11 protein-coding genes are annotated in these 12,826 nt (G+C 66.7%); 3 read left to right on the top strand and 8 right to left on the bottom strand.

What is annotated here, in order from left to right:
* The first annotated feature begins 24 nt into the window (after window positions 1–24).
* Window positions 25–678 (top strand): pyridoxamine 5'-phosphate oxidase family protein, encoded by a 654-nt coding sequence (locus tag ACZY0B_RS07515; RefSeq protein WP_463763431.1) that lies wholly within the window; start codon window positions 25–27, stop codon window positions 676–678.
* Between the two features lie 4 nt (window positions 679–682).
* Here ACZY0B_RS07515 and ilvA read toward each other — a convergent pair whose 3' ends face one another.
* The 3 genes from ilvA to ACZY0B_RS07500 all read right to left on the bottom strand — a co-directional run bounded on the left by ilvA (window position 683) and on the right by ACZY0B_RS07500 (window position 4,432).
* A complete protein-coding gene (gene ilvA, locus ACZY0B_RS07510; RefSeq protein WP_463763430.1) occupies window positions 683–1,978 on the bottom strand; it encodes a threonine ammonia-lyase in 1,296 nt (431 codons plus the stop codon).
* Between the two features lie 43 nt (window positions 1,979–2,021).
* Complete coding sequence (locus ACZY0B_RS07505; RefSeq protein WP_463763429.1) at window positions 2,022–2,459, bottom strand: nitroreductase family deazaflavin-dependent oxidoreductase; 438 nt, start codon at window positions 2,457–2,459, stop codon at window positions 2,022–2,024.
* A gap of 80 nt (window positions 2,460–2,539) precedes the next feature.
* Complete coding sequence (locus tag ACZY0B_RS07500; RefSeq protein WP_463763428.1) at window positions 2,540–4,432, bottom strand: lysophospholipid acyltransferase; 1,893 nt, start codon at window positions 4,430–4,432, stop codon at window positions 2,540–2,542.
* A 194-nt stretch (window positions 4,433–4,626) separates the two neighbouring features.
* On the opposite strand from ACZY0B_RS07500, the gene ACZY0B_RS07495 reads away from it, so the two are divergent.
* Complete coding sequence (locus ACZY0B_RS07495; RefSeq protein ID WP_463763427.1) at window positions 4,627–5,472, top strand: class I SAM-dependent methyltransferase; 846 nt, start codon at window positions 4,627–4,629, stop codon at window positions 5,470–5,472.
* Here the strand turns inward: ACZY0B_RS07495 and ACZY0B_RS07490 are convergent.
* The gene (locus tag ACZY0B_RS07490; RefSeq protein WP_463763426.1) at window positions 5,469–5,873 is read right to left on the bottom strand and encodes a MerR family transcriptional regulator; all 405 of its coding nucleotides are present in this window, start codon (window positions 5,871–5,873) and stop codon (window positions 5,469–5,471) included. The two genes, ACZY0B_RS07495 and ACZY0B_RS07490, sit on opposite strands and share 4 nt — an antisense overlap.
* A 59-nt stretch (window positions 5,874–5,932) precedes the next feature.
* On the opposite strand from ACZY0B_RS07490, the gene ACZY0B_RS07485 reads away from it, so the two are divergent.
* The gene (locus ACZY0B_RS07485) at window positions 5,933–6,376 is read left to right on the top strand and encodes a PPOX class F420-dependent oxidoreductase (protein WP_463763547.1); all 444 of its coding nucleotides are present in this window, start codon (window positions 5,933–5,935) and stop codon (window positions 6,374–6,376) included.
* Between the two features lie 115 nt (window positions 6,377–6,491).
* Here the strand turns inward: ACZY0B_RS07485 and dnaE are convergent, their stop codons facing one another.
* The 4 genes from dnaE to ACZY0B_RS07465 form a co-directional block, all read right to left on the bottom strand.
* Complete coding sequence (dnaE, locus tag ACZY0B_RS07480) at window positions 6,492–10,022, bottom strand: DNA polymerase III subunit alpha (RefSeq protein WP_463763425.1); 3,531 nt, start codon at window positions 10,020–10,022, stop codon at window positions 6,492–6,494.
* A gap of 179 nt (window positions 10,023–10,201) precedes the next feature.
* Window positions 10,202–10,633: a type II toxin-antitoxin system Rv0910 family toxin gene (locus tag ACZY0B_RS07475; RefSeq protein ID WP_463763424.1), complete on the bottom strand. Its 432-nt coding sequence runs from the start codon at window positions 10,631–10,633 to the stop codon at window positions 10,202–10,204.
* A gap of 148 nt (window positions 10,634–10,781) precedes the next feature.
* Window positions 10,782–11,585, bottom strand: coding sequence for an SDR family NAD(P)-dependent oxidoreductase (locus tag ACZY0B_RS07470; RefSeq protein WP_463763423.1), 804 nt, complete (start codon window positions 11,583–11,585; stop codon window positions 10,782–10,784).
* 4 nt (window positions 11,586–11,589) lie between these two features.
* Window positions 11,590–12,606, bottom strand: coding sequence for an SDR family NAD(P)-dependent oxidoreductase (locus ACZY0B_RS07465; RefSeq protein WP_463763422.1), 1,017 nt, complete (start codon window positions 12,604–12,606; stop codon window positions 11,590–11,592).
* Between the last annotated feature and the right edge of the window lie 220 nt (window positions 12,607–12,826).

The following is a 12,826-nucleotide window of genomic DNA, read 5'->3' as shown; positions in this document are numbered from 1 at the left end:
TATTACAAATGTAAGGGCAATCCGATGGAAACCGCGTACCGCCCCACGTCCCGAACGACGCCCACCCGCTACTCCGAACGTGCCCGCTACGACCGCGACACCGTCCATCGGATCCTGGATGAGGCCCTGATCTGCCATTTGGGCTACCTGCGCGATGGCCGGCCGGTGGTCTTGCCGACCACGCACGCGCGCCTCGGTGAAACCCTCTACCTGCACGGTTCCACCGGCAGCCGGCCCATGCGCAGCGCCAAGGAGGACCTGCCGGTCTGTGTCACCGCCACCCTGGTCGACGGGCTGGTGCTGGCCCGCTCGGCGCTGCATCATTCGCTGGTCTATCGATCGGTGGTCGTGGTCGGCGACGCGCGCTTGGTCGACGACCCGGCGGAGAAGTCGCGCGCGCTGGGCGGGCTGCTCGACCACATCGCACCCGGGCGCTCCGCCGACTGCAGGGCGCCGAACGCGCGGGAGCTCGCCGCGACCGCGGTGCTCGCCCTGGACCTGGTCGAGGTTTCGGCCAAAGTCCGCGCCGGCGGGCCCGTCGATGAGCCGGAGGATCACCCGCTGCCGCACTGGGCCGGCGTGGTTCCGCTGAGCCTGACGGCCGGTGCACCGATACCGGCCGACGACCTGGATCCCGCTATTGGGGTGCCGGACTATCTGACGCGCTACGCGCGGTGACGGGCTAGTGCAGCAGATAGCGGTAGGCCGGCGAGCCCGGGTGCAGCGTCTCGAAGTGAATCTCGGTCTCGCGCATCCGGGCCAGTAGCTCGTCCAGGTCCGCCGACGACCCCAGCTGAATACCGACCAGCGCCTCGCCGGTCTCCCGGTTGTTGCGCTTGACGTACTCGAACAGGGTGATGTCGTCGTTCGGCCCGAGCACGTGGTCGAGGAACCGGCGCAACGAACCGGGCTCCTGCGGGAAATCCACCAGGAAGTAGTGCTTGAGGCCGAGGTGGACCAGTGAGCGCTCGAGCACCTCGCCGTAGCGCGACACGTCGTTGTTACCGCCCGAAATGAGGCACACGACGGTGGACCCAGGCTCGACGGCGGCTTCCAGCAGTCCGGCGACGGACAGCGCGCCCGCCGGCTCGGCGATGATGCCCTCGTTCTGGTAGAGGTCCAGCATCGCGGTGCACACCGCGCCCTCGTCGACCGCCGTGATCGACACCATGTCGCCCGCGGCGGCCAGCGCGGCATGCGTCAGCGTTCCCGCCCGCTTCACCGCTGCGCCGTCGACGAACTGGTCGACATGGTCCAGCGTCACCGGCTCGCCGGCGGCCAGCGCGGCCATCATCGCCGCGGCACCGGCCGGCTCGATACCCAGCACCGCCGTGTTCGACGTCCGCTCGGCCAGATAGGTCGTGATCCCCGCGATGCAGCCACCCCCGCCCACCGGGACCACCACCAGGTCGGGCTCCCCGACACCAAGCTTGTCGAGCTGGTCTAGCACCTCGACGGCGATGGTGCCCTGGCCGGCCATCGTGCGCGGGTCGTCGTAGGGCGGGACCAGCGTCGCACCGGTGCGCCCGACGTCCTCGAGCGCCGCCTCGGCGGCCAGGTCATAGGTCGATCCCCCCACGATCAGCTCGATGGAGCTGCCCCCGTGGTAGCGGATCCGGTCACGCTTCTGTTTAGGCGTTTTGGCCGGCACATAGACGCGGCCATGCACACCCAGGGTCCGGCAGGCGTAGGCGAACCCCTGCGCGTGGTTGCCCGCCGACGAGCAGACCACGCCGGCACCGATCTCCTCGTCGGACAGTTGCACGAGCAGGTTGTAGGCGCCGCGCAGCTTGTAGGAACGCACGATCTGCAGGTCTTCGCGCTTGAGGTAGACCTGCGCGCCGGTGATCGCCGAAAGCCGATCGCTGTATTGCAGCGGGGTCGGCGTGACTACCGCGGCGATCCGCTTCGCCGCGGCATCAACGTCGGCCGCGGACAGCGGTGACATGCTCAGGCTCGGGCTCGGTTCAGCGGACACCGACTAATGGTGCCACGCACCCCCCGCCACCTGCCTAATCGGCTCAGCTCACCGGGGTCAGTACGAACACCGGAATCTGGCGTTCGGTCTTCGTCTGGTACTCGGCGTAGTCCGGCCAGGCCGCCACGGCACGCTCCCACCAGACGGCCTTCTCGTCGCCGAACACCTCGCGGGCGTCGTAGTCGCGGGTGACCGAGCCGTCCTGCAGCTCGACCCGCGGGTTCTTTTCGATGTTGTAGTACCAGACCGGGTTCTGCGGAGCGCCACCGAGCGAGGCGACGACGGCGTATTCGCCGTCGTGCTCGACTCGCATCAGCGGCGTCTTGCGGAGCTTGCCGGTCTTGGCTCCGATCGTGGTCAGCAGAATGATGGGCTTGCCCTTCATGTCCGCTGCCTCGGCTCCACCGGATTCGGCGTACTTGTCGGCTTGTTCGCGGGACCAATCCCAGGGGCTGGGTGCGTATTCACCTTCTAGCGGCATGTCCACCACTGTAGGCCCGATTCGCCGGCGACGGCTGGCGCAGCGGCGGCCTCGGCTCGCTGGTTAGCGCACGGCGCGAATCACTGTGCCCGGGCGAGTTCGGCGATCGCGTTGACGCGTCGCGTCGCGGTCGCGATCTCGTCCGCGAACTCCTTCCGGCGCTTGGCGATGTGCTCGGAGTCGGCGCCGTCGACAAGCTCGCGATGGCGCGCCAGCCGCAGCGCGGTCTTGAAGAGCTCCATCGACCTCGACTCGGCGCTGGCGATTCTGCGCTGCAGTTCCCACTGCTTGCCCAACTCGAGACACTCGGCGAGGAACGCGTTTTCGTCGAGCGACTCGTCTTCGAGGGCGGCCAGCCGGTCGGCGACGATGTGGTAGGCGTCCAGGAACGGCCGCAGCACCAGGTGCGCCAACAGCAGATCGGCGGACTTGAGCAGCCCCCGCACGTCGGCGGCGGCAGCGGCCTTGCTGGTGTCCTCCACCGGCCCGATCAGGCGCACCTCGTCGGCCAGCTCCTTTTCGAACTGGGCACGGCCGGAGAACAGGAATTCGAACTTCAGCAACTCACGCAGACTCAGCGCCTCGTCGCGGACCGTCACCGGCGAAACCATGCCGTCCGCGGAATTCTCGGCGCCTTCGACGGCCGCCAGCAACGCCGTTTCGGCGATGGCGCGATCGACCAGGATGTGGATCGCGGTATTGCGGTAGAACGCCGCGACCAGATGCTGGTCCGCGCCGATCCCCCACACCGCCTCGGTGCCGGCTTCGTACACGCTGACCACACCGGAGGCGACGAGCTGGTGCAACGTCCACCGGATCGTGGAGCGATTCGTCAGGTCCGCGGCCCCGGCGACCGCCCAGTTTCGCGCCGTGATGTAGCTGGCCAACGGTCGCACGGTGGCCAGCACCTCACTGATCGACAACGACCGGTCGGCACCCAGCAACGCCAGGCTCACCACCGCGGTGGGCGTGACCGCTGTCGCCCGGTTGATCCGATGTTCGACGTCCAATGCGATGCGCTCGATCTCGGTCCCGGTCCCCGTCTCGTCGCCGCGCATCTCCTCGAGACGTTTGCGCAGCGGCAGCGGTTCGCCGAAGTCGAGGTAGGCGCGTCCGAGCCGCTTGCCCTGCTGACGTGCCAGGCCCACCAGGAAACGAAGGTCTTCGGGCCGTTTCACCGCGCCGTAGGCCTCGGTGGTCATCGCCTCAACCTCGTGCAGCTGGTCGTACACGATCGAGGTCGGCACCAAATACACTTCGGGACCGTCGATTTCGTCGACGGCGTCGGTGAGGTAGCGCAGGATCCCGAACACGGGAGGCCGCAGCTTGCCGGTCCGGGTGCGCCCACCTTCAATCGACCAGGTGAGGTTGGTGTGGTCCTGTACCAGCTGGGCGGTGTAGGCGCGCAGCACGAATCGGTAGACGGGAATGTCCTTGGTCTGGCGCCGGATGAAGATCGTCCCGGTGCGCTTGGCGAAGCCGCCCATCGGGAAGAAATTCAGATTGGCCCCGCCGAACGTAAAGGCCGCCGAGAGCCGGTTGGACACGATCATTTCCGGCAGCAGCATGCCGTCCAAGTACGACCGGTGCGAAAAGGCAAACGCCAACGTCGCTTTGCGATCCAGTGTGCGCAGCTGCGTGATCTGATCCTCGTCGACCAGCACGTCATAGGCCCGCATCAGCCAGCGGCTGAAGCCGCGCCACCCCTGCACCGCCCGCTCGTCCAGCGAGGCCGCCATCTCGCGCAGGTACCCCGCCGCCTCGGCGCGCACATCGCCGGTGTCGCGCCCCAGCTCGTCGGCCAGCTTGGCCAGCCGCTCGTCGTACCACGGTGCGCCCAGCAATTGGGCCACGGCAGCCGGGTCGTTCGATAGCGGTGTCACCGACTCTTCGATAATTCCGCCGCGCTGCAACACCTTTCGCAGCCCAACACCGCCGAGTTCACGCGCTGTCGCGAGCCGCCCCCCGGTCACGCCGCTCGCACCGTTCTCGTCATGCCCGTTCTCCTTCAGGTGTCGCCGGGTGGCGAGAACGGCATGTCACCAGCTGCGCGTTGTCCACACCCCTCGGTGAGCGTACGTCCGTTGTCGGTGGGCACGGAACACAATTCGCGATTTCACGCGCCTCCGAAACTGCCCGGCCCGTCGACGCCGAGTACGTTCGGATCATGCGGCCCGGACCCGGTATCAACGCGAGCGACCTCACGCCGCTGGAACAGACCGCGTTGCTGACGCAATACGCCCGCGCGCTGGACAGCCGATGGCGCCGGCCCATTCTCGGCGACACGCTCGCGGCCGAGATCATCGACAAGATCGACTATGACTTCGCGGGGCTCGGCGTCCCCGCGAGCGTCGTGTGCCAGGCGGCGCTACGCGCCAAGATGCTGGACGAAAGGGTGCGCGCATTCACAACCGAGCATCCGGACGCCGTCGTCGTGGACCTGGGCGCCGGGCTGGACTCCGGCCCATTTCGGGTGTGCCCACCCGACACCGTCGACTGGTACAGCGTCGACCTGCCTGGTGTCAGCGCGCTGCGCCGCCAGCTGATGCCGACCAGTTCACGAGCCCATGTGGTGACCGCATCGCTGGCCGATCAGAGCTGGCCCAACTCCATTCCCGCCAATCGGCCCGTGATGGTGATCGCCGACGGACTGTTCGCGTTCTTGTCCGAGCCGGTGTTGATCGGCGTCTTTCGGCGCATCAGCACGTATTTCACGACCGGGGAGTTGGCCTTCAACGACTACGGTCGCATCGGCTGGTTCAGCCGGCTCACGGTCAAACTGGCCCCGCAGCGGATGTTCAGCAGTGTCGGCGCCCAATGGGGCTATCTGGGGTTCGACGACCCGCGAGTGCCCGAAAAATGGAATCCGCTGTTGAAGCTGGTCGAAGAGGTCAGCCTGGCACATGCTCCCGAGGTCGAGCTGTTTCCGGGCTGGATTCGCGTCGCTACCAAGGTTTCCGGGATGTTCGAGGCGTCCGCCCGCAAAGCCCGGATCTTGCGCTACCAGTTCTAGGCCGGGTGGATGCCGCACGTACAGGCATCGATGGACGGGCAGGTACAGCTCATTCCCCACTCGATGACGGCCCGCGCCCGGGCCAGCGACGCCATCTGGTCGTCGATCTCGGCGAGTTTGGCCTCGGCGAGCGCGCGGCTGGCGGGACGCCCCGGCGCATCGTCGGCGAACAACAGCTGGATTTCCTCCAGCGCGAATCCCGCGGATTTGCACAGCCGGATGACCTCGAGGCGGGCCAGGATCGAGCTGTCGTAGCGGCGCCGACCGCCCAGGCGCGCGGGTGACGGCAGCAGCCCGATCTGCTCGTAGTAGCGCAGGGTGGTCGCGGCCACCCCGGCTTCGCGCGCGACCTCTCCGATCGTGAGCGTCGCTCGCGGGCCGGTGGTTGCCGCGACGGCCATCGGGCCTCCCAGAATTCGGCGCTTGACTTCGAGTCAACTCTAAGTCGTTGACTGTCACCATGCACACCAGCGCTCTCCGTGAGCTCAGCGACGCTCGCTACGCCCTGCTCCGATCCTTCCGCCGCGACGGCACACCCTCCGACACCCCGATCTGGTTCGCGATGGACGGCGACTCGTTGGTGTTCCGGACCAAGGTCGGCCCCAAGACCAAGCGGCTCGCCGCGCGCCCCGACATCGAACTGCGCGCCTGCGACCACCGGGGCCGGGTTCGCCGGGATGCCGCGACGGTGGCCGGGCGCGCCACGCTGCTGTCGGGCGCCGACGCGCAGCGGGCCAATCGGATACTGCACCGGCGGTACGGCTGGCAGTGGAACATCGTGCCGCTGATCAAAGTGCCGGGCGTGACCAACGTTCACCGGAATCTGGGCGTCCGGGAGAAGCTGCGCCGGGCGCGTGACCGCGGGGTGTGGGCCGACAGCGTCATCGTCCGGGTCCAGCTATAGGCGCACCGCCCGATCGAGTGTGCGCTGACGGCGACGACACGCCGCGCGGTGCCGCCCTGGACGCACATCCAAAACCCTCAAGCACGACTCGGCGTCGGCCCACCGAATCGAGCGCTTAGCTGCCGAGGCAGCCCGGGCCGAGGAGTTCCTTGAGGTCACCCATCAACGCCGGCGACGGTGTCACCCGCAGCGACTGATCCAGCTCCAGCGTGGTGATCCGGTCGCCGCTGATCAGCCGCAGGTGCACCTGCGAGGTTCCCGGATGACGCGCCAGCACCTGCTTGAGCGCAGTGACCTTGTCGATGGTGCACTGTCGCGTGGGCAGGCTGACCGCCAGCGGCCGGTTCGGCTGCGCGTTGGAAAAGTCCGGCACCACAAGCTCATTGGCGATCAGCGAGATCCGGTCGTCGCGGATCGCCACCTTGGCGTTGACCAGCACCACCGCGTCGTCGGCGATGTCGGCGCCGTACGCAGAGTACGCGTGCGGGAAGAACATCACCTCGATGCCACCGGTGAGGTCTTCCAATTGGGCTGATGCCCAAGGCATTCCGTTCTTGTTGACCCGCCGGTTCACCGAGGCCAGGATGCCGCCCACCCGTACCTGGGTCTCGTTGGCGACGTCGCCGTCGAGGATCGCGGGTATCTGCGTGTCGACCTGTGTGGACAGCAGGTGTGCGACGCCGTTGAGCGGATGCCCGGACACGTAGAGCCCCAGCATTTCCCGCTCCAGCGCGAGCTTGTGTTTGTCTTCCCATTCGTCCTCGGGCACCCGGATGGTGAAGACGGTGTCGGCACCGGCGTCGCTGCCGCCGAACAGGTCGAACTGGCCCATCGCCTCGGCCTTCTTGGTGCCCAGCACCGAGTCGACCGCATCGGTGTGCACCAGGAACAGACCCTTGCGGGGATGCCCCAGCGAATCGAACGCGCCCGCCTTGATCAGCGATTCAGTGACCTTCTTGTTGCACGCCGAGATGTCGATCTTGTTCAGGTAGTCCGAGAAATCGGTGAATTTGCTTTTCTCGCTGCGGGTTTTGATCAGCGAGCCCACCACGTTGGCGCCGACGTTGCGCACCGCGCCCAGGCCGAAGCGGATGTCCTTTCCGACCGACGCGAAGTTCACCAGAGACTCGTTGACGTCCGGCGGCAACACCGTGATGCCGAGCTTGCGGCAGTCGGCCAGGTAGACCGCGGCCTTGTCCTTGTCGTCGCCTACCGACGTCAACAGCCCCGCCATGTACTCGGCCGGATAGTTGGCCTTCAGATACGCGGTCCAGTAGGAGACCAGGCCGTAGCCGGCCGCGTGCGACTTGTTGAACGCATACCCGGCGAACGGAAGAATGGTGTCCCACAACGCTTTCACCGCGCGCTCGGAGAAACCGTTGGCGGTCATGCCTTCCTGGAAGCCCTTGTACTCCGCCTCCAGCACCTCGAGCTTCTTCTTGCCCATCGCCTTGCGCAGCGCATCGGCCTTACCCATCGTGTAGGAGGCGACCTTCTGGGCGATGAACATGATCTGCTCTTGATAGACGATAAGGCCGTGCGTCTCGGCCAGGATCTCGCGCAGCGGTTCCTCGAGCTCCGGGTGGATCGCCTTGACCGCCTGGCGGCCGTTCTTGCGGTCGGCGTAGTCGTTGTGGGCGTTCATGCCCATCGGCCCCGGCCGGTACAGCGCCAGCACGGCGACGATGTCGTTGAACTCGGTCGGCTGCATCCGGCGCAGCAGGTCGCGCATCGGGCCGCCGTCGAGCTGAAACACACCTAGGGTGTCGCCACGGCCCAGCAGCTCGTAGGTGGGTTTGTCGTCGAGTGGCACCGACTCCAAGTCGAGGTCAATTCCCCTGTTGGCCTTGATGTTGTCCAGCGCGTCGCCGATGATCGTCAGGTTGCGCAGGCCCAGGAAGTCCATCTTCAGCAGGCCGATGGCCTCACACGACGGGTAGTCCCAGCCGGTGATGATGGCGCCGTCCTGCGGCCGCTTCCACAGCGGGATGGCCTCGGTCAACGGCTCGCTGCTCATGACCACCGCACACGCGTGCACACCGGCGTTGCGGATCAGCCCTTCCAGGCCGCGTGCCGTTTGGTAGATGGTGCGCACGTCCGGGTCGGTCTCGATCAGGCCGCGGACCTCGGCGGCCTCCTTGAAACGCTCATGGGCCGGGTCGGTGATGCCGGACAACGGGATGTCCTTGGCCATGATCGCCGGCGGCAGCGCTTTGGTGATCCGGTCCGCGATCGCGAACCCGGGCTGCCCGTAGTGGATCCGCGCCGAATCCTTCAGCGCCGCTTTGGTTTTAATCGTGCCGAAGGTGATGACCTGAGCGACGCGGTCGGAGCCCCACTTCTCGGCGGCATAGCGCACCATCTCGCCGCGGCGACGGTCGTCGAAGTCGATATCGATGTCGGGTGCCGACGGACGCTCGGGGTTGAGGAAGCGCTCGAACAGCAGACCGTGCGGAATGGGATCGATGTTGGTGATGCCCATCGCGTAGGCCACCAGCGAACCCGCCGCCGAACCGCGCCCCGGCCCGACCCGGATGTCGACCGAGCGCGCGTAGTTGATCAGGTCGGCGACGATCAGGAAGTACGCCGGGAAGCCCTTGTCGCAGATGACCTTGATCTCGAACTCGGCCCGGTCGATGTAGTCCTGGCCGACACCGGACGGAAACCGTCGCTGCAACCCCGCCATCACCTCGTGGTGCAACCACGTCCCCTGGTCGTGCCCCTCGGGTACCGGGAAGACCGGCATCCGGTCGCGCGGCGCCCACACCTCGGCGTAGGACTGCACCCGCTCGGCGATCAGCAGAGTGGAATCGCAGGCGCCGGGCACCTCGCCATCCCAGATCCTGCGCATCTCGGCGGCCGACTTCAGGTAGTAGCCGTCGCCGTCGAACTTGAACCGGTTCGGATCCGACAGCGTCTTGCCGGTCTGCACGCACAGCAGCGCCTCGTGGTTGTGGGAGGCGTCGCGGGTGACGTAGTGGCAGTCGTTGGTGGCCAGCGGCGGAATACCGAGCTTGCGGCCAATCTCGAGCAGGCCCTCGCGGACGCGCTGCTCGATGGACAGCCCGTGGTCCATCAGCTCCAGGAAGTAGTTGTCGGCGCCGAAGATCTCGCGCCACTTGGCGGCCGACTCCAGCGCCTCGCGGTCATGCCCCAACCGAAGACGCGTCTGCACCTCACCCGACGGGCACCCGGTGGTGGCGATGATGCCCTCGGCGTGTTCGGCGATGAGCTCGGCGTCCATCCGCGACCACTTGCCGAGCTGGCCCTCGAACGACGCGAACGACGACAGCTTGAACAGGTTGCGCAGTCCGGCGGCGTTTTCGGCGACCATCGTCATGTGCGTGTAGGAGCCACTGCCCGAGACGTCGTCGGACTTCTGGCCGGGGTCACCCCAGAGGATTCGCTTGGTGTCGAAGCGCGAGGCCGGCGCGATGTAGGCCTCGACGCCGATGATGGGCTTGATCCCGACCTTGGTCGCCGCGTTGTAGAACTCGCTGGCGCCGAACATGTTTCCGTGGTCGGTCATCCCGACCGCGGGCATTTCCAGCCGCTGGACCTCGGCGAGCATCGGCGTGATCTTCGCGGCACCGTCCAGCATCGAGTACTCGGTGTGGTTATGCAGGTGCACGAAGGACTGACTCATAGGCACGCCAGTCTATGACCGACGACCGACGCTTCCTCGGCGTGTCGCGCAAGTGTGTCTGGGTTTTGATTGGTGACGACCCGCAGCGCCCGGCTCCGCCGAGCTTGCGATCGCCACCGGTTTTGATTGGTGACGACCCGCCGCGCCCGGCTCCGCCGCGCTTGCGATCGCCACCGGTTTTATCCGTACAGCTCGACGAAGTTCTGCAGCGACTTCTCGACGTCGCCCCTGACGGCGCGCGCCGCCGCCGATCCGACCGGCCCGAACAGCGCCCGACCGCCCAGCTCAAGGCGTAAACCGAGGCTCGACCCGTCCCCGATCGCTCGCACCGTCAGGGTGACGCCGTACTTGGTTCCGCCCTTACCCGAACCCGACATCGCGACCTCATGCGGCGGGTCCCACTTGGTCACCGTCCAGGTCACCCGGTTGCGCATGCCCTTGGCGCGGGCCACGCCGATGATCTGGGTGCCTTCGGCGATCTCGTCGGGCAGTTCGCTGCGCCACCCCTCGTGCATCGTCAGCCACGCACCCAGGTCCGCCAGATCGGCGACGTGTTCCCACATGTCCTGCGGGGTCATCGGGACGTCGGCGTTGAGCTCCACAGCGGCCATCACGCAAACCTAACCCGCGGGTCTGCTCGGCGACGTGCGCTCACGGCTTTGGGTGTGCGCTCACGGCGACGACACGCCGAGCGGGCCCGCCCTGGACGCACACTCGTTGCCCGGGATGCACACGCGCCGCCCCGGGTGGAGGACGCCGTCAGTTGCTGGGTCCGCCGCGGAATCGGTTGCCGATGCGGATCGCCGGCAGCAGCAGGCTACGTGGTGTGTACCTACCGCCGTTGCTGACGACCTTGGGCACGACGCCGGGGACGACGGTGCGCTTGCCGCCCAACATCCCGCCGATGGCGGCCTCGGCGACATCCGCGGGCGAGACTTGCGCCAGCGGCACGCTAAACCGCTTGGCGTTGGCGATCTCGGCCCACTCGGTGGGGACCGGGCCCGGGCATAACACCGTTACCGACACCCCCGTCCCGTGCAGCTCCTCGTGGACGGCTTCGGAGAACGTCTGCACAAAAGCCTTGGTCGCCGAGTAGACCGCCATGAAGGGAAGAGGCTGGAACGCGGCGATCGACGCGATGTTCATCACCGCCCCGGCACCCCGCTCGACCATGCCGGGCAGTGCCGCGTGGGTGAGTTCCATCAACGCGAGCGCATTGAGGATGACCTCTTCACTCTCGCGTTCGACCGGCAACTCGTGAAACACCCCGCTGGTGCCGAAGCCGGCGCTGTTGCACAGGCCGGCGATCGGTTCGCTGCGCAGCCGATCGGCCAATTTCGCGCGCGCCTTGGTGTCGCTCAGGTCCAGGGGCATGACCTCAGCCGCGACCGAGTACTCCTCGCTCACGTGGTTGGCGATCTCGTCGAGCCGCTCGCGCCGCCGCGCCACGAGCAACAGCGGAAACCCGCGCCGGGCCAGGCCGTTAGCCAGCTCGGCTCCGATGCCCGAAGAGGCCCCGGTGATAACAACGGTCGTCCGATTACCGGATTGAGGAAGGCTCATGGCGTCACCAGTGAATTCCGCGGGTTGCTTGCACGAACGTCTCACTTCTTCTGTCGAATTGCGATGTGTCGGTGGATGATTCGTCACCCTTGGCGGCGTGGGAGTCGTCGAACATGCCGAATGCCCGGTTCCGCACCCGATCCATCACATTCGGGTTGACGGCGTCGGCGAGGGCGGCGAATTGCCCGAACGGTGAGCTGGCCCGCCGCGGCCGCTGCACGATCGCGTCGGTGATCACCCCGGCCGCCTGATCCGGCGTCAGCGCGGGGAACTTGTCGTACATCTTGGTGGGGCTGATCATCGGGGTTCGCACCAGCGCCATGTGCACCGTGGTGAAGCGAACGTCGTCGGTCACGACTTCGGCTTGCAGTGCGTCGCACAGACTGTCCAGTGCTGCTTTGCTGGCGATGTAGGCGCCGAAACGCGGTGCGCGGGTCTGCACGCCGACGGACGAGACATTGATGATCTGTCCGAAACCCCGCTCGCGCATCCCCGGGATGAACTTGAGGATCAGCTGGACCGCGCCCAGGTAGTTCAGCTGCATGGTCCGTTGATAGTCGTGGATCCGGTCGTAGGAGAGTTCCAGCGAGCGTCGGATGGACCGACCCGCATTGTTGATCAGGATGTCGACTCCGCCGAGGTCGTCGAGCACTTTGTCCGACATCGCGGCGATGGCGTCCGTGTCCGAGAGGTCGCATGGGTAGACGTGGGCAACGCCACCGTCGCCGCGAATCTCGTCGGCGACCTTCTCGAGGTTTTCCGGGGTGCGGGCCACCAACACCACGATTCCGCCGGCTGCCGCGATTTTCTTCGCCGCGGCCTCCCCGATACCCGACGAGGCCCCGGTGATCAGGACGGTCCTCCCCTCGACGGCATCGGTGAGCGAGTGGCCTTGCACCGCGTCAAGCAGATTCCGCAGATAGAACGGCCGATATCGGCCGGCCGAGTTGGGGGTGTTGATGATGTTGGAGACCACCGCAAATGGCTTTTCCACCAAGTTCGTTAAGTCACCGAGATTCATCGGTTGTCGCTCCTGACGGTGGGTGGTGTGACGTGGGTCATACAGCCAACCTAGGCCATCACGCAACGAGGGCTGCAGATTGCCGTGCCGTGGACGGGGCTTTGCAGCTCACCCAGCAATCGAAGATCCGGCCACACGTCGGCAATCGGCTTGTTACGCCGGGCAATCCGGGCGTGATCGCGGACTAACTGGCGGGCAACGCCGCGGTGTTCGGATAGTT

It is taken from the genome of Mycobacterium sp. IDUB_19 (genome assembly GCF_055419445.1).
Note: the sequence above shows the minus strand (reverse complement) of the source record. Positions and strands in the feature narration are given on the sequence as shown.

Coding starts and splice junctions, on each gene's coding strand:
- ACZY0B_RS07485 (WP_463763547.1), top strand. CDS start 5,933: ATGCACACCAGCGCTCTCCGTGAGCTCAGCGACGCTCGCTACGCCCTG.
- ACZY0B_RS07490 (WP_463763426.1), bottom strand. CDS start 5,873: ATGGCCGTCGCGGCAACCACCGGCCCGCGAGCGACGCTCACGATCGGA.
- ACZY0B_RS07495 (WP_463763427.1), top strand. CDS start 4,627: ATGCGGCCCGGACCCGGTATCAACGCGAGCGACCTCACGCCGCTGGAA.
- ACZY0B_RS07505 (WP_463763429.1), bottom strand. CDS start 2,459: ATGCCGCTAGAAGGTGAATACGCACCCAGCCCCTGGGATTGGTCCCGC.
- ACZY0B_RS07470 (WP_463763423.1), bottom strand. CDS start 11,585: ATGAGCCTTCCTCAATCCGGTAATCGGACGACCGTTGTTATCACCGGG.
- ACZY0B_RS07475 (WP_463763424.1), bottom strand. CDS start 10,633: ATGGCCGCTGTGGAGCTCAACGCCGACGTCCCGATGACCCCGCAGGAC.
- dnaE (WP_463763425.1), bottom strand. CDS start 10,022: ATGAGTCAGTCCTTCGTGCACCTGCATAACCACACCGAGTACTCGATG.
- ACZY0B_RS07465 (WP_463763422.1), bottom strand. CDS start 12,606: ATGAATCTCGGTGACTTAACGAACTTGGTGGAAAAGCCATTTGCGGTG.
- ACZY0B_RS07515 (WP_463763431.1), top strand. CDS start 25: ATGGAAACCGCGTACCGCCCCACGTCCCGAACGACGCCCACCCGCTAC.